We start from the raw sequence: 24,320 nt of genomic DNA, 5'->3' as shown, positions 1-24,320 counted from the left end.
CAGATATGAGATTGCACTCGCGTGGGGGTGTGCCGTTCGGGTGAGAGGGGTGTGCCGGACGGGGCGGGGGAGTGAAGGGCGGTGCGCGAAACTCCCTCGCGTCCGGGCCCCGCCCCTCATAGGGTCCCGCCCCATGGATTCCCGCGGCACGCACGTGCTCTCCGTGAACATCGGCCGTCCCCGCCCCAACCCCTGGAAGGGGATCAGCGCGACCGGCATCGACAAGCGGCCCGTCGACGGGCCGGTCGCGGTGACCGCCCCCGGGCCCAAGGGCAGCGGCGCCGTCGGTCTGGCCGGTGACCGCGTCCACGACGTGAAGCACCACGGCGGCACCGACCAGGCCGTCTACGCCTACGCGCGCGAGGACCTCGACGGCTGGGAGGCCGAGCTCGGCCGGCCGCTCGCCAACGGGGTGTTCGGCGAGAACTTGACCACCCTCGGCGTGGACGTCAACGGCGCCCTGATCGGGGAGCGCTGGCGGATCGGGCCGGACGTCGTCCTGGAGGTGTCGTGCGCCCGGATACCGTGCGGGACCTTCCAGGGCTGGCTGGAGCGGGACGGCTGGATCAAACGGTTCACCCGGGCGGCCCTGCCCGGCGCGTACCTCCGGGTGATCGAGCCCGGCGAGATCCGCTCCGGCGACCGACTGGAGATCGTGCACCGGCCCGCGCACGAGGTGACCGTGGCACTGGAGTTCCGGGCCACGACCCTGGAACCGGACCTGCTGCCGCGCCTCCTCGCCGCCGACGCCCTGCCCGACGAGACGAAGGAGGCGGTCCGCCGCCGCACGGACGCCCCACGCCCCGCACCGTGACCACGTGCCCGTCAGGAGAGCAGCCGGCAGCTGTCGAAGTTCATGCACCCGCAGGCGAGGCAGTCGGCGACGGCGTTCCGCAGGGTCTGCGTCTCCTGGATGAACCGGTCCAGTTCGGGAAGCTTCCGCTCCGCGAGGGCGCGCCACTGCTTGGTGGCGCCCCGGTCGGCGTCGGTGTCCAGGAGACGGCGGATCTCGGCCAGGGTGAATCCGGCCCGCTGCGCCATTCGGATGAGGGCCAGTCGCCGCAGGGCGCCGGCCGGATAGACGCGCCGGCCCCCGACGCGCCGGGCGGCCGGCAGCAAGCCGATGCTCTCGTAGTAGCGCAACGCGGAGGCGCGCATTCCGACCTGGCGCGCGAGGTCGCCGATGCCCAGCTCGCGCACTGATCCCCCTTGACTTCAAGCGTGCTTGAACCGCAAGTCTGTCGCGGTGCCTCTTTCCTGGACAAGCCGCCTGGTGCCGTCGGCGTACCGGCCGCTGTTCGCGCACGCCCGGTTCCGGCGGCTCCTGCCGGCCCTGGCGGCCTCGGACCTCGGCGACGGGATGAGCGTGGTCGCCGTGGCGTGGCTCGCGGTGCTGATCGCTCCTCCCGGGCGGTCGGGGCTGGTCGTCGGTGCCGCGATCGCCGCCTATGCCCTCCCCGGGGTCGTGGGTGCGCTGCTCTTCGGCCGTTGGCTGCGGCGACTGGCTCCTCGGCGGCTGCTCGCGGCGGACAGCTGCCTGCGTGCCGCGCTTCTGGGCTGTGTGCCGCTCGCCTGGGCGGCGGGCGTGCTGCACCCGGTGCTGTACGTCGTCCTGCTCGCCGGGTCGTCGGTGCTGCACGCCTGGGGTGGTGCGGGGAAGTATGCGCTGATCGCCCAGATGCTTCCACCGGAGCGGCGTCTGGCCGCGAACGCACTGGTCGGTTCGAGCGCGTCGGCGTCCGTCGTCATCGGTCCGGCGCTCGCCGGATTCCTGGCGGCGGTCGTCGGCCCGGCCTGGATCATCGGCCTCGACGCCCTGTCCTTCGCCGTTCTCGCGGTCCAGGTGGGACGGCTGGGCGGTGCGCCGCGGGCGGCGGTGGAGACCGGGCCCGACGGCACCGGGCGACCGGCCGCCGGCCCGCGTCTGCTGCGTGGTCAGCCCGAGCTCCTCGGAGTCCTCGCGCTGACCTGGCTCTTCAACTTCCTCTACGGGCCGGTGGAGGTCGCGCTCCCGCTGCACGTCACCGACGACCTCCACTCGGGGGCGAGCCTTCTCGGGCTGTACTGGACGCTCTTCGGCCTGGGCGCCGTCGTCGGTGGCCTGGCGGCCGGCGCACTGAGCAGGCTGCCGCTCTGGCCGGTCACCCTGGGCGTGGTCGCCGGCTGGGGGGTGATGCTCGTGCCCTTCGGCCTGGACGTGTCCGCCGGAGTCTCCCTCGTGTGCTTCGGCCTCGGCGGCATGATCTACGGACCCTTCACGGCGCTGTCCTACACCTTGTTCCAGGACCGCACCCCGGCTGCCTGGCTGACCAGGGTCCTGGCGGTCCGGGGCGCGGCCCTCCTCACGGCCGCTCCGGTGGGCACCGCGCTGGGCGGCCCGCTCGTGGCGGCCCTGGGGCCCCGGCAGGTGCTGGCGGCCTCGGGGGTGGCGACGATCGCCCTGGCCGCTGTGGCCATGGCGACGCGGGTCAGGGGGATACGCCGGGAGGGGACACGGGGCGCCCGGACATGACCCTTCCGCGGTCATGTACTAGAGTTATCTCGACATCGAGATATATGCCGAAGGCGCACAGCGAGCCGCCGCAGGTAAGGGTTGCCTAACTAATCCTTACCTTAGCGGATGGCCCGGTGGTCCGAGGCGGCACCACGCGGCGCCCGCCGTGGTGAGGCGCGGCGCGGAGATACGCGCACATTGATGAAGGAGACTGTCGTGTCGGCGAACAGCTTCGACGCCCGCAGCACGCTGCGCGTGGGCGACGAGTCGTACGAGATCTTCAAGCTGGACAAGGTCGAGGGCTCCGCGCGCCTCCCCTACAGCCTGAAGGTGCTGCTGGAGAACCTGCTCCGCACGGAGGACGGCGCGAACATCACCGCCGACCACATCCGCGCGCTCGGCGGCTGGGACTCCCAGGCGCAGCCCAGCCAGGAGATCCAGTTCACGCCGGCCCGCGTGATCATGCAGGACTTCACCGGTGTGCCCTGTGTCGTGGACCTCGCGACCATGCGTGAGGCCGTCAAGGAGCTCGGCGGGGACCCGGAGCGCATCAACCCGCTCGCCCCGGCCGAGCTGGTCATCGACCACTCCGTCATCGCCGACAAGTTCGGTACGAAGGACGCCTTCGGCCAGAACGTCGAGCTGGAGTACGGCCGCAACAAGGAGCGTTACCAGTTCCTGCGCTGGGGCCAGACCGCGTTCAGCGAGTTCAAGGTCGTCCCGCCGGGCACCGGCATCGTCCACCAGGTCAACATCGAGCACCTGGCCCGTACGGTCATGGTCCGCAACGGCCAGGCGTACCCCGACACCCTCGTCGGCACCGACTCGCACACCACCATGGTCAACGGCCTCGGCGTGCTGGGCTGGGGCGTCGGCGGCATCGAGGCCGAGGCCGCGATGCTCGGCCAGCCGGTCTCCATGCTCATCCCGCGCGTCGTCGGCTTCAAGCTGACCGGCGAGCTCCCGGCCGGCACCACCGCCACCGACCTCGTGCTGACCATCACCGAGATGCTCCGCAAGCACGGCGTCGTCGGCAAGTTCGTGGAGTTCTACGGTGAGGGCGTCGCCGCCACCTCGCTCGCCAACCGCGCCACCATCGGCAACATGTCGCCGGAGTTCGGCTCCACCGCCGCGATCTTCCCGATCGACGAGGAGACCCTCAACTACCTGCGCCTGACCGGCCGCGACGCCCAGCAGGTCGCCCTGGTCGAGGCGTACGCCAAGGAGCAGGGCCTCTGGCTGGACCCGGCCGCCGAGCCGGACTTCTCCGAGAAACTGGAGCTCGACCTCTCCACGGTCGTCCCCTCCATCGCCGGCCCGAAGCGCCCGCAGGACCGCATCGTCCTCGCCAACGCCAAGGCCCAGTTCGCCCAGGACGTCCGCAACTACGTCGACGACGACGAGGAGGCGGGCAAGGAGTCCTTCCCGGCCTCCGACTCCCCGGCCGCCACCAACGGCGTCCCGTCGAACCCGGTCACCGTCACCGCCCCCGACGGCACCACGTACGAGCTGGACCACGGCGCCGTCACCGTCGCCGCGATCACCTCCTGCACCAACACCTCGAACCCGTACGTCATGGTCGCCGCGGCGCTCGTGGCGAAGAAGGCGGTCGAGAAGGGCCTGACCCGCAAGCCGTGGGTCAAGACCACCCTCGCCCCGGGTTCGAAGGTCGTCACCGACTACTTCGACAAGGCGGGCCTGACCCCTTACCTCGACAAGGTCGGCTTCAACCTCGTCGGCTACGGCTGCACCACCTGCATCGGCAACTCCGGCCCGCTGCCGGAGGAGGTCTCCAAGGCGGTCAACGAGCACGACCTGGCCGTGACCTCGGTGCTCTCCGGCAACCGCAACTTCGAGGGCCGGATCAACCCCGACGTCAAGATGAACTACCTGGCGTCCCCGCCGCTGGTCGTCGCGTACGCCCTCGCCGGTTCGATGAAGGTGGACATCACCAAGGACGCGCTCGGCGTCGACCAGGACGGCAAGCCCGTCTTCCTCGCCGACATCTGGCCGTCCGAGGCCGAGGTGAACGACGTCGTCGCGAGCTCCATCGGCGAGGACATGTTCAACAAGTCCTACCAGGACGTCTTCGCGGGCGACGCCCAGTGGCAGGCGCTGTCCATCCCGACCGGCAACACCTTCGAGTGGGACTCCGAGTCCACCTACGTGCGCAAGCCCCCGTACTTCGAGGGCATGACCATGGAGACCTCGCCGGTCGAGGACATCGCCGGCGCCCGGGTCCTCGCCAAGCTGGGCGACTCGGTCACCACCGACCACATCTCCCCGGCCGGTGCGATCAAGGCCGACACCCCGGCCGGTCAGTACCTCACGGAGCACGGCATCGAGCGCCGTGACTTCAACTCCTACGGCTCGCGCCGTGGCAACCACGAGGTCATGATCCGCGGCACGTTCGCCAACATCCGCCTGCGCAACCAGATCGCGCCGGGCACCGAGGGCGGCTTCACCCGCGACTTCACGCAGCAGGACGGCCCGGTGTCGTTCATCTACGACGCCTCGCAGAACTACCAGGCCGCCGGCACCCCGCTGGTCATCCTGGCCGGCAAGGAGTACGGCTCCGGCTCGTCCCGCGACTGGGCGGCCAAGGGCACCGCGCTCCTCGGCGTCAAGGCCGTCATCGCCGAGTCCTACGAGCGCATCCACCGCTCGAACCTCATCGGCATGGGCGTCCTGCCGCTCCAGTTCCCGGAGGGCCAGACCGCCGAGACCCTCGGTCTGACCGGCGAGGAGTCCTTCTCCTTCACCGGTGTGACCGAGCTGAACGACGGCACCACCCCGCGCACCGTCAAGGTCACCACGGACACCGGTGTGGAGTTCGACGGCGTCGTCCGCATCGACACCCCCGGTGAGGCGGACTACTACCGCAACGGCGGCATCCTGCAGTACGTGCTCCGCAGCCTGATCCGCAAGTAGGGATCAGCGGCAGTACGGCGAGAGGGCCGCATCCCCGGTGACGGGGGTGCGGCCCTCTCTCATGCTCCGGGAAGAGCTGCCGTGCGGATCAGAACAGGAACTTGTAGCTGTCCCAGCCGCTCGTGCCGATCTTCTTCTTGGCCTTGTACGGGGCCGCGGCGTTGCCGGTGCCGCTGTACAGGTACAGCTCGCCGCCCTTGCGGGCGATCAGGTCGGTCTTGCCGTCCAGGTCGATGTCACCCGTGGAGATCAGACGGTTGTACTGGTTCCAGCCGCTGCCGATCTGGGTGCGCTTGGCGAACGGCGCGTTCTGGTTGCCGGTGCCCTTGTACAGCCACAGGACGCCCGACTTGTCGCGCGCGACGACGTCGTTCTTGCCGTCGCCGTTCAGGTCGCCGTTGCCGGCGATCTCGCTGTAGATGTTCCAGCCGTAGCCGGCCTTGATGCGCTTGGTGACCTTGCCGTTGCCGTAGCCGAGGTAGACGTACAGGTCGCCCTTGGTGTCGACGGTGAGGATGTCACCCCCGGCGGCTCCACCGATCTGGCCGGGAGAGACGATCTTGCTGTAGGTGTTCCACCCGTAGCCGATCTTGACGGACGACGAGTCGAACTGCAGGTAGCCCATGTCTCCGTTGGACTCACGGAACCAGAGGCCGTCGCTGTCACCGTCGTTCTGGTGGTCGACCTGCATCATCGCGGTGACGCCGATCCAGCCCTTGCCGTACTGCTTGCGGGCCGTGAGACCGCCCTTGCCGTTCGCGCCGTACGCGTACGCGATACCCGCGGAGTTGACGGCGTAGAGCGAGAAGCTCGGGTTGCCGGCCGCGGCGGCCGCGGCCGGAGCCGCTGCCGGCTGGTCGGCCGAGGCGCCGAGCGAAGGCTGCGGGGCGTCGGCGGCCACGGCGGAGGTGCCGGTGGCGACGAGGGCGGCGGTGAGCGCCGCGGCTGCCGCGCGAGCGGCTATGCGCATGTGGTGCCGGCCAGTGGTTTTGGCCACAAGTACTCCATGGATCGTGAAGTGGGAGTGGCCCGCCGCACGTGGGCGGCGGGCCACGGTTTCAGCGGAATCGTGTCACGATTTCGTACGTGAAACCTTCACGTTTCGTCATGAGTGTGTAACCGCTGTGACCGGCTCAGAAGAAGAGGCGGTACGTGTTCCAGCCCGAAGTGCCGATGATGGCCTTCGGCTTGTACGGGGCGGCTCCGTTGCCGGTGCCCGCGTACAGGTACAGCTCGCCCTTGGCGTTGCGGGCGACCAGGTCGGTCCGGCCGTCCATGTTCAGGTCGCCGGCGGCGAAGAGGGTGTTGTACTGGTTCCAGCCGCTGCCGATCTTGGTGCGCTTGGCGTACGGGGCCTTCTGGTCGCCCGTGCCCTTGTAGAGCCACAGGACGCCCGACTTGTCGCGCGCGACGAGGTCGCCCTTGCCGTCGCCGTCCAGGTCGCCGTTGCCCGCGATCTGGGTGTAGATGTCCCACCCGTAGCCGACCTTCAGGCGCTTGGTGACCGTACCGTCGCCGTAACCCAGGTACAGGTAGACGTCGCCCTTGTTGTCGCGGGCGAGCAGGTCCCCGCCCTCGGCGCCGCCGAACTGGCCCACCGAGACGACGGTGTTGTAGGTGTCCCAGCCGTAACCGATCTTCTTGGCAGGGGAGTTGCCCTCGTAGTACCAGATGTTGCCCGAGGTGCCGAGCTGCCAGCGGCCGTCCGCGAGGTTGTCCGCGTCGTTGTCCACCAGGCCGACGAACGCGAGGCCCGTCATGCCGGTCTCGAACTGGACGCGCGACGAGAGGGTGCCGTCACCCTGCGGCACGTAGGTGTACGCGTTGCCGGAGCCGTCGAGGCCGTAGAGGCCGAACATCGGCGCGTCGCCGACCTCGGCGGCGGAGGCGGAGGCGGCGGCAGCGCCGGTGACGACCAGGGCCGCGGTTATCGCGGCGGCGAGACGGGCGGCAGCCCGTCCGTGCCGACGGCCAGAGATCTTGGCCACGTGTGTTCTCCATGGGTGGTGGGACGAGGCGTGACGCGCCGCGGGATACGGGGACACGCCACGGAATTGAGGGTGATCCTTTCACGACTCCCTCACGTCTCCAAGGGTTTGTCGAAATGAGGCCAACCCCACGTCTTCGCCCCGGTATGCGGACATCGCAGGGAGCCCGATCGTCCTTCGTGCGGAGAGGAACGCGTACACCGGTGTATGCCGGGCATGCGGAAGTCAGCTTCCCGAAACCAGTCGGACAGCGGTAGAAGAGGAGTTGTCGTGTCATTTCTCTGGGCCATCATCGCGGGACTCGTCATCGGCCTGCTGGCCAAGCTGGTCGTCCCCGGCCGTCAGCCCATCCCCCTGTGGCTGACCGTCCTGCTCGGCATCGTCGGCGGCCTCGCCGGCAACGCCCTCGCCAGCGCCTTCGGTGTGGCTGACACCGGGGGCATCGACTGGATCCGGCACATCTTCCAGATCGGTGTCGCCGCCGTGCTCATCGCCTTCGTCAGCCCGATGTGGGCCCGACGCCGCGCCTGACCCCCGGCCGTACGACGAACGCCCGGTCCGCCGCACGATGCGGCGGACCGGGCGTTCGTGTCATGCCGCTCAGCCCCGGTGCGCCGCGATCAGCGCCTGATACCAGCGGTAGCTGTCCTTCGGGGTGCGCTCCAGGGTGTCGTAGTCGACCCGGACGATGCCGAACCGCTTCGCGTACCCGAGCGCCCACTCGAAGTTGTCCAGCAGCGACCACACGTAGTAGCCCCGCACATCCACGCCCGCGTCCATCGCGGACCGCAGCGCCGCCAGATGCGTCCGCAGGTACTCCACCCGGTCCGCGTCCCGCACCGCACCGTCCGGCTCCACGGCGTCGTGCTCCGCCGAACCGTTCTCCGTGATGTGCACCGGCGGCAGCGCGTCCCCGTAGGTGCCCTTCAGCGCGGTCAGCAGATCGGTGAAGGACTCCGGCACGACCGGCCAGCCCATCGCAGTCCGCCGCACGTCCGGGTACTGCCCCTCGGCGTACCGGTTGTCCGTGGCGACCCGCAGCGCGGGGTCCGGCTCGCGGTGCGGGGCGTCGGCCACCACGATCGGGCGGTAGTAGTTGACGCCCAGGAAGTCCAGGGGCTGGGAGATCAGGTCCAGGTCGCCGTCGCGCCGGAAGTCCGCACCGGTGATCAGCTCGCCCCAGGTGTCCTCCTCGGTGGCCGGGTAGCGGCCCGCCAGGATCGGCTCCGTCCACACCAGGTTGTGCTGGGTGTCCGCGCGGACCACCGCGGCCCGGTCGGCGTCCGTCGGGGCGGCCGGGACGTTGCGGTCCAGGTTCAGTGTGATGCCCGCCTCGCGGACCCCCGCGGCGCGCAGCGCCTTCATCGCCAGGCCGTGGCCGACGAGCAGGTGGTGCGCGGCGGCCAGGGCACCGCGCCCCTCCTTGGCGCCGGGCGCGTGCCGCCCCACGGAGTAGCCGAGGAAGGCGCTGCACCACGGCTCGTTGAGGGTGATCCAGCGCGGTACCCGGTCGGCCAGGTGCTCCGCCACGACCGCGGTGTACTCGCCGAACCGCTCGGCCGTCTCCCGTACCCGCCAGCCGCCCCGGTCCTCCAGGGCCTGCGGCAGGTCCCAGTGGTAGAGGGTGGCGGCCGGCTCGATGCCCGCCTCCAGGAGTGCGTCCACCAGCCGGGAGTAGAAGTCGAGACCCTTCGGGTTCACCGCGCCGGAACCCTCCGGCAGGATGCGCGACCAGGCGATCGAGAAGCGGTACGAGCCGACCCCCAGCTCCCGCAGCAGGGCCACGTCCTCCCGGTAGCGGTGGTAGTGGTCGCAGGCCACGTCACCCGTGTCGCCGCCGTCCGTCTTCCCGGGCGTGTGGCTGTAGGTGTCCCAGATGGACGGGCCGCGTCCGTCCTCCCGCGCGGCACCCTCGATCTGGTACGAGGCCGTGGCCGCGCCGAAGACGAAGTCGGGCGGGAAGACCGGGAACTCAACCATGTATACCCCTATTTGACCGAGCCACCGGTGATCCCGGCGGCGATGTACTTCTGCGACAGGACGAGCAGCACCGCCGCCGGCACCGCGGACAGCACGGAGGCGGCCATCACCGAGCCCCAGTCGCCGACATGGGCGCCGATGTACTGGTAGATGCCCAGCGTGATCGGCTTCACGTCGTCCGTGGTGTTCAGCGTCAGCGCGAACATGAAGTCGCTCCACGCGTACAGGAACGAGAACAGCCCGGCCGTGATCAGCGAGTTGCGGCTCATCGGCAGCACGACCTGTACGAACGTCCGGAAGCGCCCGGCCCCGTCGACCTCGGCCGCCTCGATGACCTCGCGCGGGATCGCCACCATGAACGACCGCATCAGCACGATCGCGAACGGTATCCCGAGCGAGGCGTCGGCCAGCATCAGACCGGCGTACGAGTTGACCAGGCCGAGATCCACGTACGCGCTGTACAGGGCGTTGGCGATGACGATGCCCGGCACCATCTGGGTGATCAGCGTGCCGAAGACGATCGTCCGGGTGCCGCGCAGCCTGAACTGCGCCAGCCCGTACGCGGCGGGCGCCGAGACCGCCAGGCAGATGACGACCGCGCCGAGCGCCACCGCGAGCGAGGTCAGCAGATTGCCGCCCTGGTCGGTGAGTGCCGAGCGGAAACCCGACAGGTCCAGGCCGTGCGGGACGGGGTCGACCTCCAGCAGCCCGGACTCGGGCTGGAGCGCGGTGTTCACCATCCAGTAGAGCGGGAACAGCATCACGCCCAGCACCAGGACGCCGAAGACGGTGGCGCCCCAGCGCCGCTTCGGCCGGCCGGTGGACCGCGTGGACGCGGCGGGGGTACGCACGGGGCTCGCCATGCCGGTCACTTCCCCTCGTTGCGGTTGGCCCGCAGGTAGAACACCGCGAAGACGGCGGAGATCAGGATCAGGATGTTGCCGACCACGGCACCCGCTCCGAAGTCCAGCTGGACGAAGGAGTTCTGGTACGTGAGGGTGCCCAGGGTCTGCGTGGAGTCGGCGGGTCCGCCGTCGGTGAGCGCCAGGATCAGGTCGAGGATCTTCACCGTCGACATGAAGCCGAGCACCAGGACCACGGTGATCACCGGCCGCAGCATCGGCAGCGTGATCGAGCGGAACGTCCGCCAGGCGGAGGCGCCGTCCAGCGAGGCGGCCTCGTACAGCTCCTTGGGGACCTCCTGGAGCCCGCCGTAGAGGATCACCATGTTGAACGGGATGCCGATCCAGATGTTCACCAGGATCACCGAGATCAGCGCCATGCTCGTGCTGGTCAGCCACGGGGTGTCGCCGCCGAGGCCGATCGTGCCGAGGAACGAGTTGAGGACGCCGGTGTCCTGGTCGAGGATGCGCCGCCAGACGACGCCCGAGACGACCATCGGCACCAGCCACGGCAGCAGGATGAGCGACCGCAGCACGCCGTTCAGCGGGAAGCGGCGGTTGAAGAAGACGGCGAGGCCGAGGCCGACGCAGAACTGCCCGGTCAGCGAGCCGATCGTGAACAGGATGGTGTGCCACAGGGCCTTGCCGAAGAGCTCGTCGTTGAAGACCTTGCTCCAGTTGTCCGTCCCGTTGAACGGGGACTTGCCCGTGAAGAAGGTGGACGGCGAGTAGTCCTGGAAGCTCATCACGATGTTCCGGACGAGCGGGTAGCCGAAGAACAGCGCCATGAAGATCACGGCGGGGGCGATGAAGCCCCACTGGGCGAGCCGCCTGCGGCGCCGGACGCGGGCGGGGTTCGGCGGCTTCGCGGTCTTCTCGGTCACGAGCGCGGGGGCAGCGGTGGTGGTCGACATGGTTCGGATACCTCAGTTCCCGCTCGTCGCGCGCTTCTGGGCGCGGGTGAGGGCGGCCTCGCTCGACTCGCCGGTCAGGGCGGACTGGAACGCGCTCTGGAGCGCGAGGGAGACGGACGACCACCGGGCGCCGAGCTTGGCGGTACGCGAACGGGCCGTGGCGACCTGGTCGGCCAGGGCGTCGAGCTCCGGCACCTTCGTACGCCACTCGGCGGCGGCCTTCTCGTTGGCCGGGACCATCCAGCTGTTCAGCGCGTAGGTGATCTGCTCCTGCTCGCCTGACATACAGCCGATGATCTTCGCGGACATCTTCTCCCGCGCCTCGTCACCGGTGTTGGGCACGGTCAGCACGCCGCCCCCCAGCGGCCCCACCGAGTCGTCGCCGGCCTTCGGGACCGGGATCTCGGCGATGCCCCAGTTCAGCCCCTTCTTGGAGTTCAGGGTCTCCACCTGCCAGGGGCCGTTGATCATCATCGCGGCGTTGCCCGCCATGAACTGGTCGTTCACGTCGGCCTGGGTCCAGTTGACCGTGGACTTGGAGAGCGAGCCGTCCTTGAGGAGGCTCTTCCAGTAGTCCAGCGCCCCGGCCACCTCGGGGCTGTCGAGCTTCGTCTCGTCGCCGCCGTTGGACCACATGAAGGGCGTGAACTGGAAGACGCCGTCCTCCGCGCCGCCCGCGCTGAGCGCCAGCCCGTAGCGCTTGCCCTGCGTGAGCTCCTTCGCGGTCTCGCGCATACCGTCCCAGGTGGTGGGGACCTTCAGGCCGGCCTGGTCGAGGGTGTCCTTGTTGTAGAAGAGCGCCAGCGTGTTCACCGTGCGCGCGGCCCCGTAGTACGTCCCCTCGTACGAGCCGAAGTCCACGATCCCCTCGGGGATGTCCTTCGTGGTCAGCCCCAGGTCCTTCAGCGGGATCAGCCCGCCCGCCTCGGCGAACGTCGGCATCTCGGAGGCGTCCAGCTGGAGCACGTCGGGCAGCGACTTCGAGGACGCCATCCGCAGCGCCTTGGTCATCACCTGCGAGGCCGGGACGCTCTGCTGCTCGATGGTCACCCCCAGCCGCTTGCCGCACCGGGCCAGCGTCTCGGCGTCCCAGCGGTGGTACGACTCGTCGGTCGAGGAGTTCAGGACGGTGTAGACGTCCGGGTCCCGCTGCCGGCCGCAGCCCGACAGGACCGCACCGCCGATCAGCGCGGAGACGACGGTGAGCGGGACGGCGACCCGTGGGGTGAAGCGGTTCGACATTCAGCTGCCTCTTGTCGGCGAGGGCCCGGGCGGCTGCGCTGCCGTCCGACCGATTTGTTTGCTGCCAGTACTAATACGGCATGGGGGCGTCCGTTTCTAGACCGTCCCGGTGACGCACAGGTCACACAGGGGCAACATGGCCGCTCGCGCGGGGTGTTCGCGCCCCTGTTCCGGCGGATCCATAAGCTCCGACGGCGGAATCGAAGCGCTTCGAAGAATATTTGTTTTGTGTACGATCAAAATCAGGAACCACAGGAACGGACCCCCCCCATGAAGTTCACCGACGGCTTCTGGCAGATGCGAGACGGTGTCCACGCCTCGTACGCCACCGAACTCCGCGACCTCCGCCTCGACACCGACCGCCTCACCGCCTACGCGGCCGTCCAGCGCGTGACGCGGCGCGGCGACACCCTGAACGCCCCGCTGATCACCGTGGAGGCGTACGCCCCCGCCGAAGGCGTCATCGGTGTCCGTGTCACCCACCTCGCGGGCAAGCGCCACCCGGGCCCCGACTTCGCCCTGCCCGGCGCCACCGGTGACCCCTCCGCCGCCACCCGTGAGGCCGCCGGGGCCGCCGAGCTGACCAGCGGGCCGCTCACCCTCCGGGTCCCCGACGGTGGCTTCGGCCTGGAGTTCCGGGACGCGGACGGGCGCGTCCTGACCGCCGCCGGGCGCAAGGGGACCGCCTTCGCCACCACCGGCGACGGCGCGCACCACATGGTCGCGCAGCTCGCGCTGGGCGTCGGCGAGACGATCCACGGGCTCGGCGAGCGGTTCACCCCGTACGTGAAGAACGGCCAGGTGGTCGACATGTGGCAGGCGGACGGGGGGACCAGCAGCGAGCAGGCGTACAAGAACGTCCCGTTCTACCTCTCCTCGCGCGGCTACGGCGTCTTCGTCAACCACCCGGGGAAGGTCTCCTTCGAGGTCGGCTCCGAGGCGGTCGGCCAGGTGCAGTTCAGCGTCGAGGACCAGACGCTGGAGTACTTCGTCGTCGCCGGACCCACCCCCAAGGAGGTGCTGGCCCGCTACACCGCGCTGACCGGCCGCCCGGCCCTGCCCCCGGCCTGGTCCTTCGGCCTCTGGCTGACCACCTCGTTCACCACCTCCTACGACGAGGCGACCGTGACCTCGTTCGTGGACGGCATGGCCGAGCGGGGCATCCCGCTCTCCGTGTTCCACTTCGACTGCTTCTGGATGCGCGAGTACCAGTGGTGCGACTTCGCATGGGACCCGGACGTCTTCCCCGACCCGGAGGGCATGCTCGCCCGGCTCAAGGACAAGGGCCTGCGGATCTGCGTCTGGATCAATCCGTACATCGCGCAGAAGAGCCCCCTGTACGCGGAGGGCGCGGCCCGGGGCTACTTCGTCCGCACCCGCGAGGGCGACGTCTGGCAGTGGGACAAGTGGCAGGCCGGCATGGCCCTGGTGGACTTCACCGACCCCGAGGCCACCGCCTGGTTCCAGGGCAAACTGCGCACCCTTCTCGGCCAGGGCGTCGACGGCTTCAAGACGGACTTCGGCGAGCGCGTCCCCACCGACGTCGTCTGGCACGACGGCTCCGACCCGGAGCGCATGCACAACTACTACACGCACCTGTACAACAAGGCCGTCTTCGAGCTCCTGGAGAAGGAGCGCGGCCAGGGCGAGGCCGTCCTCTTCGCCCGCTCCGCCACGGCCGGCGGCCAGCAGTTCCCCGTGCACTGGGGCGGCGACTGCTGGTCCTCCTTCGGGGCCATGGCGGAGTCCCTGCGCGGCGGCCTGTCCCTGAGCCTGTCCGGCTTCGGCTTCTGGAGCCATGACATCGGCGGCTTCGAGGGCACCCCGGACCCGGCGGTCTTCAAGCGCTGGCTCGCCTTCGGGCTGCTCTCCTCGCACAGCCGGCTGCACGGCTCCTCGTCCTACCGCGTCCCGTGGGAGTTCGGCGACGAGGCGGTCGAGGTCGCCCGGCGCTTCACGGAGCTCAAGCACCGCCTGATGCCCTACCTGTACGGGGCGGCCGTCGAGGCCCACCGCACCGGCGTCCCCGTGATGCGCCCGATGCTCCTGGAGTTCCCGGACGACCCGGCCGCCCGCACCGCCGACCGGCAGTACATGCTCGGCCCCGACCTCCTGGTCGCCCCGGTCTTCAGCGAGGACGGCGAGGTGGAGTACTACGTCCCCGAGGGCACCTGGACCCACCTCCTCACCGGCGAGACCGTCACCGGCCCGGCCTGGCACCGGGACACCTACGGCTTCGACGGCCTCCCGCTGCTGGTCCGCCCCGGCGCGGTCCTCCCGGTCGGCGCGGACACCTCCCGCCCCGACGGCGAGTGGACGGAGAACCTCCAGCTCCGCGTGTACGCCCCCGAGGGCACCGGCGACCTCCGCCGCACGGTCACCGTCCCCGGCCTCACGGGCGAGCCCGCCGCCACGTACGGGGTGGTCCGCGAGGGCGGCACGCTGCGGGTCACGGCCGACACGGACCGGCCGTACGAGGCGGTGACCATCACGCCCGGGGCGAGCGCTCCCGCGATCTGACCCAGGCGGTGAACGCCTCGACCGCGTCCACCACCGCGTCGAACCGGAGCGAGTGGTACAGGTCGAAGGCGTGGTTCCCGCCGCGCAGTTCGGCGTACACGACCGGGCTCTCGGACGCGTCGCGCAACCCCTCGGCGACCACGCGGATATCGGCGGCCGGCACCAGCGGGTCCAGGTCGCCGTGGACGATCAGCATGGGCGGCGCGTCCGGCCGGGCACGGCCCAGCGGGGAGGACTCGGGGCCCTGGTGCCAGTACGCGCCCAGGAAGCCGTTCAGCACGACGAGCCCGGTGACCGAGGTGTCGGCCTCCTCGAAACCCGGCTGGAACGCGGGGTCGTTCGGGGTCAGCGCGGCGACCGAGCCCATGTGGCCGCCCGCCGAACTGCCCGCCACGAACAGGGCCGAGGGGTCGGCACCGTACTCGTGGGCGTGCTCCCTCGCCCAGGCGATCACCCGCTTCAGGTCGATCATGTGCTCGGGGTGCCGGACCTGCGGCTTCAGCCGGTAGTTGGCGCTGATGGTCACCCAGCCCCGGCTCGCCAGCCGGTACAGGAGCGGCAGCGACTGGCTGTTCTTGTGGCCGCCGCTGTAGTGGCCGCCGTGCATGTGGATCAGCACGGGCGCACCCTGCGGGCGGGCCCGGTGGTGGTACACGTCGAGCAGATTGCGGCGCCCCGCATCCCCGTACGACAGGTTGGCCACCCGCCGCACGTCCGCGCGGCGCTTGAGGATCGGCACGAACAGGACGCGGAACCACGGGGGCCGGTGCCGCAGCCCCTCGGCGAGATCCGCGTCGATGGAGGCGCGCCACCCCTCGCCGAGTCCCTCCGTCATCGCGCGCTCGATCCGGTCCCGCTCGCCCCACGCGCGGTGGGCGATCACCGCGAGCCCGGGCGCGGTCAGGGTGGCCAGCGCGACGATGCCCCAGGCGCCCGGCGAGTCCATGACGTCGTCCTGGGCGAACGCCATCGCCGTCGGGACGAACAGCATCCAGAAGAAGGCGGCGAACGGCAGCTCGTTGGCGGCCAGCCCGAAGACGTAGCTGGGGCGGCCCAGCGGGTGCTCGAACGGCACCGGCCTCAGCGCACACCACGTGCCGATCGCGACGATGAGCACGGGGATCAGATATCCGACAGGCACGGCACCTCCTGGAACGGCAGCCGGGCCTGCCCGCTCGCGCACCCCCGGTCGAGGGCAGCGTGCCCCAGTCTTCCCCGACGCCCGCGAGGCATCAACGACGGTACTGGTAACGTCTTTTGACTCTGGGCTAAAGAATCCGGGGGGCCGGGCGTGGAGATGCGGGAGATCGAGATATTCCTGACGCTCGCGGAGGAGCTGCACTTCAGCCGCACCGCCGAGCGGCTGGGCGTCAGCCCCGGCCGGGTCAGCCAGCTGGTCAGGAAACAGGAACGCCTCATCGGCGGCCCCCTCTTCGACCGCACCACCCGCACCGTGCGCCTCTCACCCCTCGGCGAGCAGCTGTACGAGGCGCTGAAGCGCGGCCACGAGCAGATCACCCAGGGCATCGAGGCCGCCAGGGCCACCGCCCGGGGCACCAGAGGCACCCTGACCCTCGGCACCATGGGCCCGTACGCCCTCCAGATCAAGGACACCCTCGACCTCTTCCAGGCCCGCCACCCCGACGCCCGCGTCCGGCACCGCGAGATCCAGCCCGCCTCACCGCTCGACCTCCTCCTGTCGGGCGACGTGGACATGGTCTACGTCTGGCTGCCCGTCGAAGGCCCCGGCCTGACGGTCCTGCCGACCGCGCACACCTCCGAGCTGCTCCTCATGGTCTCCGCCGGACACCCCTTCGCGGGGCGGGAGTCCGTCTGCCTGGAGGACTTCGGCGACTGCGCCGTGGTCGAGGGCGGATCGATCCCCTCCACCATGGAGGAGGTCCTCAACCCCCGGCACACCCCCTCCGGCCGCCCGGTCCCCCGGGGCCCCCGGGTCACCACCTGGGGGGAAGCGCTCAGCGTCGTCGCCTCGGGCCAGGCCACCGCCGCCGTACCGGCCGAGGTGCCCGACTTCTACGCCTGGCCGAGCCTGGCCTACGTCCCCATCCGCGACGCGCCCCCCTGCCGCTGGGCCCACGTCTGGCGCACCGCGGCCGAGTCACCGCTCATCCGCGCGTTCGCCGAGGCGGCGTCCGACGCCGGACGGCTCAGCGACTGACGTCTCACGGGCGCGCCCGCACTCGCCGCCCGGGCCGGAATGCGATCGTGGACCGGCGGGTTGGCGCCCGTACGGAACGTGAACACGAGCGGTAACAGCACTGAGAGCGGATGGCCTTGACATGGGCGAGCTGATCCTGATCCGGCACGGCGAGACGGAGTGGTCCCGCGACGGGCGCCACACCAGCCACACCGATCTGCCCCTGACCCCCCTCGGCGAACGCCAGGCCCGCGCCCTGGCCCCCCTGCTCGCCGACCGCTCCGTCGCGCTCACCCTGGTCAGCCCCCTGGTCCGGGCCCGGCGCACCGCCGAACTCGCCGGGCTCGCCGCGCCCCGCATCACCCCGGAGCTCCGCGAGTGGGACTACGGCGGCTACGAGGGCATCACCACGGACGAGATCCGCCGCACCCGGCCCGACTGGAACCTCTGGACCGACGGGGTCGGCGCCGGTCCCGCGGCCCACCCCGGGGAGACCCCGGCGGAGGTCGGGGACCGGGCCGACCGGGTGCTGGCCGAGGTCGCGGAGGCGGCCGGACGCGCCGGCGACGAGGACATCGTGCTCGTCGCCCACTCCCACTTCCTGCGCGTCCTGACCGCCCGCTACCTGCGCCTGACCGCGGCCGAGGGCACGCTCTTCCAGCTGGCCACGGGCGCCGTGTCCCGGCTGGGCCGGGAACACGGCAACCCGGTCATCACCGCGTGGAACGTCACCCTGCCGGAGAGCCTGTTCCCGGCGGCGGTCCCGGAGACACCGGAACGGACCTGAAGGCGACGGCCGGGCCCGGCGGCCTCATCGCAGGCCGTCGGTCATCGCGTTGAGCAGGGTGCCCGAGGCGTCGTCGTTCTCCAGTGAGAAGGCGAACATCCCGGCCAGCCCCTTGCTCTTGGCGTAGTCCGCCCGTGCCTGGATGGCGCGGGGGGTGTCACCGGTCCAGAAGTTGGTGCCGTCGTAGATCCAGGAGCTCTCGGTGACCGGGTCCCAGTGGGTCTGGGCCTCCGTCGCGTTCAGCTCCTTCCAGGCGGCGAGCCCGGCTTCCTGGCTCAGCTGCTTGGCGGGCGTGGGACCGGTGGCCGACTGGTAGAGCCCGTAGTCGGCACCGGCCGGCACGCCGGTCCAGCCGCGCCAGTAGAAGGGCACGCCGAGCACCAGCTTGGAGGCGGGGAAGCCGCCCGGGATGCCGTAGTCGGGGAGCCCGTCGGTGTACGCGGTGACGGCGGTGTCGAGGTTGTACTTCGCGGTGCCGGGCGCGATCGGCGTCGTCGGGTCGGCGGGGCTGTCGTGCAGCGGGTCCTGGTGGTTGGTGGGCCCGGTGGCGTCCCAGGCGCCGTGCATGTCGTACGTCATGACGTCCGCGTAGTCCAGGTAGTCGCCGATCCGGTCGGTCTCCAGGTACGCGATCTTGTCCTGGCCGCTGGGCAGCGCGGCGGTGAGCAGGAACCGCTTCCCGACCGTCGCGCCGTACGCGTCGAGCTGCGTGCGGAACTCCTTGAGCAGCAGGGTGAAGTCGGCCTTGTCGGCGGGGGAGTAGTGGTTGCCGGTGTGGCCGCCGGCCGAGCCCGGGTACTCCCAGTCGATGTCGATCCCGTCGAAGATGCCGGCCGCGGACGCGGGGCCGCCGGACGGGTCGCCCTGGACGTTCTTCGGCAGGTTGCCCTTCATGAACATGTCGATGCAGGAGGAGACGTACGCCTTCCGCGAGGCGTCGGTCGCGGCGGCGTCGGAGAAGTACTTGGAATAGGTCCAGCCGCCCAGCGAGACGGTGAACCGCAGGTTCGGGTACTTCGCCTTCAGTGCGCGCAGCTGGTTGAAGTTGCCCTTCAGCGGCTGCTCGTAGACGTCGGCGGTGCCGTCCACGCTGTCCGCGGCCGAGACGTCCGCCTGGTAGTCGGCGTAGGCGTCCCCGGCGCCGTCGCCCGCGTTCGGGTTGTCCTCGTTGCCCGCGTCGGACGCCTTGATCGTCTCGAAGCACTTGTGGGTCGTGGGGTGGATGTTCTCGAACGCGTAGGTGACCACGTCCAGCCCCGCGGCCGCCCCGCTGGTGCCGATGTGCTTCGGGTAGTAGGCGTTCTCGTAGATGCCCCACTGGTCGAAGTAGGCGGAGGCGTACGGCTTCGCGGCGGGCGCGGCCCCGGTGGTCACGGTGACCGCCGTGGACTGGGCGGAGGCGTGCGAGCCCTGGTAGCCCTGCACGGTGAAGGTGTAGGCGTGGTTCGGCAGCAGCGAGCTGACGGCGGCGGTGGTGCCCATGGAGGTCGCCACCAGCTGTCCGCCCGACCACACCTTGTACGAGGCGACGGCGCCGTCCTGCGAGGAGGTCGTCGAACCCTTCCACTTGAGGACCGCCGCGTTCCCGGTGACCTTGGAGGCGGTCAGCCCCGTGGGCGTGGTGACCTTGCCGTCACCGGCGGGCCCGTTCGGGTCGGTGGGCGGGTCGGTCGGCGGGTCGGTCGGGTCCGTGGGGGGATCGGTCGGATCGGTGGGCGGGTCGGTCGGGGGAGTCGTGGAGCCGCCGCCCGGTCCGGTGAGGCTGAGATCGTCCGCGTGGTAGGCGCCCTGTCCGTACCAGCCGTGCGTGTAGACCGTCACCGCGGTGGTGTTCGCACCGGTCTTGAAGGTCGTGGACAGCTTCTGCCAGGAGGAGGCGGACGGCGCCCAGGCGCTCGCGTCCACCACGGTGCCGGTCGCGCCCAGGTAGACGTACGAGCCCTGCACCCATCCGGACAGGGTGTACGAGGTGTTGGGCTGCACGGCCACGGTCTGGCCGCACTGTCCGGTGTCGGCGGCGGTGGCGTTGCCGGCCAGGCCGCCCGATCCGCTGTGCGCGGTGGAGGTGACCGAGCCCCCGTTCGTACAGGTCCAGCCGCTCAAGGAGCCGGCCTCGAAGCCGGCGTTGGTGAGGAGTTCGGCGTCGGCCGCTGCGGCGTGGCCGGGGACGGCGGCCAGGGCGGCCCCGGAGGCGACGAGCACGGCGGCGACCGCCAGCGCTCCGTTGCGTCGTGCGCGGGCCGCCGGCCCGCGCACCTGCGCGGTCGGGGAGCCTGCTGGGCGTGCGGACATCGTGCCACCTCCGGGTACGGGCGCGGATTATGTGTGCATGCCAGACGGCCGTCTTGTACGGAGATTGGACTGGACCAATGCGCCGGGTCAAGCGTGGGGCGGGACTTGGGAGAAACTTGGTGTAGACCAATTTCGGCCGAACCCGCCGGACGCAGCACGACCGGGCGGGACCAGAAGGCCCCGCCCGGTCGTGTCGCACAGCTCGGTCAGGCGATCAGCTCCACCTCCGCGAGCGACGCCTCACCGTCGAGCACCAGCCGGTAGTGCGCGTACGAGCCGGGGGACTTCACGGAGAAGGCCCGCGTCTGCTTGTCCCAGGCGAAGGACTGGCCGGACCGCTGGTCGAGGTCCTTCCAGCTCTTGCCGTCCGACGAGCCCTGGAGCACCCAGCCCTTCGGCGCCGTCGCCCTGGCGGCCGAGGTCAGCGTGTACTGGACGCCCTTGGTGGCGGACGGGACGGGCAGCTCGACCGTGGCGGCGGTGCCGGTGGTGGCCGAGGTGTCGTCGAACAGCGGGCCCTCGCCCTTCAGCACGTCCTTCCTCGGGGACGGCACCTGGTCGTCCTTGGTGATGGAGACCGGCGCGGCGTCCTTGCCGGTGCCCCACGCGGACGGCTTCGGGCCCATGTCGAAGTCCAGCGTCCCGCCCTTGGCCAGCAGGTCGTGCGACAGCGAGGTGGAGGTCCACTTCTTGCCGTTGACCTTCAGACCCTGGACGTAGATGTTCTTCGCGCTGTTCTTCGGCGCCTTCACGGTCAGCGTGCGGCCGTTCTCCAGGTGCACCGTCGCCTTGGTGAAGAGCGGCGAGCCGATCGCGTACTCGCCACTGCCCATCACCAGCGGGTAGAAGCCGAGCGAGGAGAAGAGGAACCAGGCCGACTGCTCGCCGTTGTCCTCGTCGCCGTGGTAACCCTGACCGATCTCGCTGCCCGTGTACAGGCGGCCCAGGACCTCGCGGACCTTCTCCTGCGTCTTGTACGGCTGCGAGGCCGCGTCGTACATGTACGTGACGTGGTGGGCGACCTGGTTGCTGTGCCCGTACTGGCCCATCCGTACGTCACGGGCCTCCGTCATCTCGTGGATGACCCCGCCGTAGCTGCCCGCGAACTCCGGGGTGCCGGTCTCCGGGGTGGCGAAGTACGTGTCCAGCTTCTTGGCGAGCCCGTCCCGGCCGCCGTACAGGTTGGCCAGGCCCTTGCTGTCCTGCGGAGCGGTGAAGGCGTAGCCCCAGCCGTTGGTCTCCGTGTAGTCGTAGCCCCAGACGCGCGGGTCGTACAGACCGGACGGCAGCCGCCAGTCGCCCTTGGCGTCCTTGCCCTGGAAGAAGCCGGCCTTGTCGTCGAACAGCTCCACGTAGTCGCGGGCCCGGTTCATGAAGTACGCGGACTCGTCCTTGTAGCGCTGCTCGTGCGTCTTCTTGTAGAGCGCCTCGCCCATCTTCGCGATGCCGTAGTCGTTGACGTAACCCTCCATCGACCAGGACATGCCCTCATGGGTCGTGGTGTCGGCGTACCCCTTGAACGGGGACGTCTCCATGCCCTTGCGGCCCACGCCGGAGCTCGGCGGGACGACCGTGGCGTTCTTCACGGCCGCGTCGTACGCCGCCTTCGCGTCGAAGTCCACGCCCTTGACGTACGCGTCGGCGAACGCCACGTCCGAGGAGGTGCCGGTCATCAGGTCCGCGTAACCCGGCGAGGACCAGCGGGAGATCCAGCCGCCGTCCTTGTACTGCTGGACGAAGCCGTCGACCATCTCGCCGGCCTTCTTCGGTGTCAGCAGCGAGTATGCCGGCCAGGTCGTCCGGTAGGTGTCCCAGAAGCCGTTGTTGACGTACACCTTGCCGTCCACGATCTTCGCGCCGGTGTGCGTCGGGGTGTCCGAGCCGACCTGCGGGGAGAACGGGGAGGCGTACTTGTCCTTGCCGTCGACCTTCTCGGAACCCGAGTTCGGGTAGAGGTAGAGCCGGTACATGCTGGAGTACAGCGTGGTCAGCTGGTCGGCGGTGGCGCCCTCGACCTCCACCTTGCCGAGGAGGTCGTCCCAGGCGTCCTGCGCCTTGTCCTCGACCCGGCCGAAGGAGCGCGAGGCCGGGATCTCGGCGGCCAGGTTCTTCTTCGCCTGGTCGATGCTGATCAGCGAGGTCGCGAGGCGGAGGTTCACCGTGCGGTCCTTGCCCGCGTCGAAGCGCAGGTAGCCGGTGACGTCATCACCGCCGCCGCCCGAGAGCTTGCCGCTCGCGGTGACCGGCGCGTCGAAGACGCCGTACACGAACAGCCGCGTCGCCCCGGTGGAGCCGCCGCTCTTCACGTCCGAGAAGCCGGTGAACGAGCTGGTCGCCGGGTCCAGGGTGAGGCCGCCGTCGTTGGAGACGTTGTCGAAGACCATGCTCGCGTCCTTGCCCGGATACGTGAACCGCATCCGCGCCGCGTGGTCGGTCGGCGTCATCTCGGCCTTGAGGCCGTTCTCGAACGTCACGCCGTAGTAGTGCGGCCGCGCGGTCTCGTTCTCGTGCTTGAACGGCAGCGCGCGGGCCGTGCGGGAGGCGTCCGGGGTGCCGGAGGCCGCCGAGGGCATCAGCTGGAAGGTCTGCCGGTCGCCCATCCAGGGGCTCGGCTCGTGGCTCGCGGCGAACGCCTGCAGGGTGGGCAGGTTGTCGTCGTTGTTGTCCCGCGCGTAGTCGTAGAGCCAGCTGGTCGAGCCGGCGTTGGTGACCGGCGTCCAGAAGTTGAACCCATTGGGGACGGCCGTCGCGGGGAAGTTGTTGCCGCGCGAGAAGGAGCCGCTGGAGTTGGTGCCCCGGATGGTGGATGCGTAGTCCGCGAGGTGGGCCTTGCGCTTCTCCGGCTTCGCGGGCGCGATCTTCAGGTCGTCGATCCAGCCCTGGAACTTGGCCGTGCCCTTGGGGGAGTCGTACGCGACCAGGATGCGGTCGATCGTCTTCCCCGCGGCGACCGAGCCGATGCCGGCCTCGACCTTGTTCCACTGGTTGACGTAGAGCCGCTTGGCGTCCGCCTGGCCCTGCGGCGTCAGCAGCCCGCCGTTGGTGTCGGTGGCGTGCAGGTCGCTCAGGTACGTGCCGTCCGTGAAGGCCAGGTCCACCGCGACGTGCGTGGCCGGGTAGGACAGGTCCGTCTCGCCCATCTGCGGGTAGACCAGGTAGGACAGCTCGGTGTCCCGCTCGACGCGCGTGTTGACGTCGAACACCTTGTTGTACGAGTACGCCCGGCCGTCCGCCTTGTGGGTGCCCGCGTACCGCAGCGCCTTCGTGCCGGTGAAGCCCGCGCCGGCCTTTGCGGTGGGGGAGCCGGAGGGGCCGTTGCTGATCTGCGTGCGCATGTCGGAGGGCGCGGGGGCGGAGGTGTCGCCGTCGGAGAACTGGACGTCGGCGAGCTGGGTGGCGTCGGTGGCGCCGTTGTTCTTCGTGATGTTCAGGCGGAAGTGCTGGTACGCCTGGTCCGTCTCGAAATCGTATGACTTGGTCTGGAGGCGCTCGCTGAAGGTCTGGCCGGTGCGGGTGTCCAGGTCCTTCCAGGTCTTGCCGTCCTCGGAGCCCTGGAGCGTCCAGTCCTCGGGGTCGCGCTCGTCGTGGTCGTCGGCGGAGGTGAGCGCGTACGTCACGACCTTCACCGGTTCCGTGAGGTCGAACTCCAGCCAGGCGGTGGGCTCGAACGACAGCCACTTCGTACCGGATTCGCCGTCGACGAGGTTTTCCTTCACCTCCCCGCCGCCGGTGTTCTCATCGCTGGCGCGGACATCGGTGACCTGGTCGGTCACATTGCCCGGTATTCCGGAGGAGAATCCGCCATCGACACCCGATGACCGCTTCTTTCCGTCGGAGCCCTCTTCTACTGAATTGCGCCAGTCCGGCTGCTTTTCTTCTTCTTCGAAGGACGTGCTGAACGTCCGTTCACCCGTGGGCCTTTGGCCTCTCGGGCCGGACCCGGCCGATTGAGCGGCGGCCGCCGTGGGGGCTGTCACGGCCAGGACCAAAGAGGCCGTGATCAGCGCTGCCGTGCTGCTTCGTCTCGTACGAGAACGGTGTCGGGGGTGCATACCGAGCCATTCCTCCCGGGGAAGTGTGCGCTTGGACAACGTTGTCAGAAGGTGCGCAGG

The 24,320-nt window shown here is 70.1% G+C and carries 17 protein-coding genes; 7 read left to right on the top strand and 10 right to left on the bottom strand.

Annotation, left to right across the window (positions count from 1 at the left end):
* Nucleotides 1-133 precede the first annotated feature (133 nt).
* On the top strand, nucleotides 134-814 hold the full coding sequence (locus tag OG867_RS04890; RefSeq protein WP_328903015.1) for an MOSC domain-containing protein: 681 nt from the start codon (nucleotides 134-136) through the stop codon (nucleotides 812-814).
* 11 nt (nucleotides 815-825) lie between these two features.
* Here the strand turns inward: OG867_RS04890 and OG867_RS04885 are convergent, their stop codons facing one another.
* Nucleotides 826-1,200, bottom strand: a complete 375-nt coding sequence (locus OG867_RS04885; RefSeq protein ID WP_328903016.1) for a MerR family transcriptional regulator — start codon at nucleotides 1,198-1,200, stop codon at nucleotides 826-828.
* Between the two features lie 46 nt (nucleotides 1,201-1,246).
* Between OG867_RS04885 and OG867_RS04880 the strand changes: the two genes are divergently transcribed.
* Nucleotides 1,247-2,512: an MFS transporter gene (locus OG867_RS04880; protein WP_406283083.1), complete on the top strand. Its 1,266-nt coding sequence runs from the start codon at nucleotides 1,247-1,249 to the stop codon at nucleotides 2,510-2,512.
* A gap of 198 nt (nucleotides 2,513-2,710) precedes the next feature.
* Nucleotides 2,711-5,425 carry an aconitate hydratase AcnA gene (acnA, locus tag OG867_RS04875; protein WP_328903018.1) on the top strand — a complete coding sequence of 905 codons (2,715 nt, stop codon included), beginning with the start codon at nucleotides 2,711-2,713 and terminating at the stop codon, nucleotides 5,423-5,425.
* A gap of 88 nt (nucleotides 5,426-5,513) precedes the next feature.
* On the opposite strand, the gene OG867_RS04870 is transcribed toward acnA, so the two are convergent.
* Both OG867_RS04870 and OG867_RS04865 read right to left on the bottom strand, forming a co-directional pair.
* On the bottom strand, nucleotides 5,514-6,395 hold the full coding sequence (locus tag OG867_RS04870; RefSeq protein WP_406290763.1) for an FG-GAP repeat domain-containing protein: 882 nt from the start codon (nucleotides 6,393-6,395) through the stop codon (nucleotides 5,514-5,516).
* Nucleotides 6,396-6,558: 163 nt separating this feature from the next.
* Nucleotides 6,559-7,413, bottom strand: coding sequence for an FG-GAP-like repeat-containing protein (locus OG867_RS04865; protein ID WP_406283081.1), 855 nt, complete (start codon nucleotides 7,411-7,413; stop codon nucleotides 6,559-6,561).
* A 270-nt stretch (nucleotides 7,414-7,683) separates the two neighbouring features.
* Here OG867_RS04865 and OG867_RS04860 point away from each other — a divergent pair, with 270 nt between their 5' ends.
* Nucleotides 7,684-7,944: a GlsB/YeaQ/YmgE family stress response membrane protein gene (locus OG867_RS04860; RefSeq protein WP_328903020.1), complete on the top strand. Its 261-nt coding sequence runs from the start codon at nucleotides 7,684-7,686 to the stop codon at nucleotides 7,942-7,944.
* Between the two features lie 69 nt (nucleotides 7,945-8,013).
* On the opposite strand, the gene OG867_RS04855 is transcribed toward OG867_RS04860, so the two are convergent.
* The 4 genes from OG867_RS04855 to OG867_RS04840 are packed head-to-tail and all read right to left on the bottom strand — an operon-like array spanning nucleotide 8,014 to nucleotide 12,451.
* Complete coding sequence (locus OG867_RS04855) at nucleotides 8,014-9,393, bottom strand: GH1 family beta-glucosidase (protein WP_406283078.1); 1,380 nt, start codon at nucleotides 9,391-9,393, stop codon at nucleotides 8,014-8,016.
* 8 nt (nucleotides 9,394-9,401) lie between these two features.
* Nucleotides 9,402-10,256, bottom strand: coding sequence for a carbohydrate ABC transporter permease (locus tag OG867_RS04850; protein ID WP_328903022.1), 855 nt, complete (start codon nucleotides 10,254-10,256; stop codon nucleotides 9,402-9,404).
* A 5-nt stretch (nucleotides 10,257-10,261) separates the two neighbouring features.
* Nucleotides 10,262-11,209, bottom strand: coding sequence for a sugar ABC transporter permease (locus tag OG867_RS04845; RefSeq protein ID WP_328903023.1), 948 nt, complete (start codon nucleotides 11,207-11,209; stop codon nucleotides 10,262-10,264).
* Nucleotides 11,210-11,221: 12 nt separating this feature from the next.
* Entirely contained in the window at nucleotides 11,222-12,451 is a 1,230-nt protein-coding gene (locus OG867_RS04840) for a sugar ABC transporter substrate-binding protein (RefSeq protein ID WP_328903024.1), read from the bottom strand.
* A gap of 270 nt (nucleotides 12,452-12,721) precedes the next feature.
* Between OG867_RS04840 and yicI the strand changes: the two genes are divergently transcribed.
* Nucleotides 12,722-14,971 carry an alpha-xylosidase gene (gene yicI / locus OG867_RS04835; protein ID WP_406283075.1) on the top strand — a complete coding sequence of 750 codons (2,250 nt, stop codon included), beginning with the start codon at nucleotides 12,722-12,724 and terminating at the stop codon, nucleotides 14,969-14,971.
* On the opposite strand, the gene OG867_RS04830 is transcribed toward yicI, so the two are convergent.
* On the bottom strand, nucleotides 14,940-16,112 hold the full coding sequence (locus tag OG867_RS04830; protein WP_328903026.1) for an alpha/beta hydrolase: 1,173 nt from the start codon (nucleotides 16,110-16,112) through the stop codon (nucleotides 14,940-14,942). The genes yicI and OG867_RS04830 overlap by 32 nt on opposite strands.
* Nucleotides 16,113-16,268: 156 nt before the next feature.
* Between OG867_RS04830 and OG867_RS04825 the strand changes: the two genes are divergently transcribed.
* Both OG867_RS04825 and OG867_RS04820 read left to right on the top strand, forming a co-directional pair.
* Nucleotides 16,269-17,150, top strand: a complete 882-nt coding sequence (locus OG867_RS04825) for a LysR family transcriptional regulator (protein WP_406290760.1) — start codon at nucleotides 16,269-16,271, stop codon at nucleotides 17,148-17,150.
* A gap of 121 nt (nucleotides 17,151-17,271) precedes the next feature.
* Nucleotides 17,272-17,916, top strand: a complete 645-nt coding sequence (locus OG867_RS04820) for a histidine phosphatase family protein (protein ID WP_328903027.1) — start codon at nucleotides 17,272-17,274, stop codon at nucleotides 17,914-17,916.
* Between the two features lie 24 nt (nucleotides 17,917-17,940).
* On the opposite strand, the gene OG867_RS04815 is transcribed toward OG867_RS04820, so the two are convergent.
* Together OG867_RS04815 and OG867_RS04810 are read right to left on the bottom strand one after the other, a co-directional pair.
* Entirely contained in the window at nucleotides 17,941-20,208 is a 2,268-nt protein-coding gene (locus OG867_RS04815) for a glycosyl hydrolase family 18 protein (protein WP_406283072.1), read from the bottom strand.
* A 206-nt stretch (nucleotides 20,209-20,414) separates the two neighbouring features.
* A complete protein-coding gene (locus OG867_RS04810) occupies nucleotides 20,415-24,260 on the bottom strand; it encodes a GH92 family glycosyl hydrolase (RefSeq protein ID WP_406283070.1) in 3,846 nt (1,281 codons plus the stop codon).
* Between the last annotated feature and the right edge of the window lie 60 nt (nucleotides 24,261-24,320).

It is taken from the genome of Streptomyces sp. NBC_00209, assembly GCF_045206345.1.
Lineage (GTDB): Bacteria > Actinomycetota > Actinomycetes > Streptomycetales > Streptomycetaceae > Streptomyces.
Note: the sequence above shows the minus strand (reverse complement) of the source record. Positions and strands in the feature narration are given on the sequence as shown.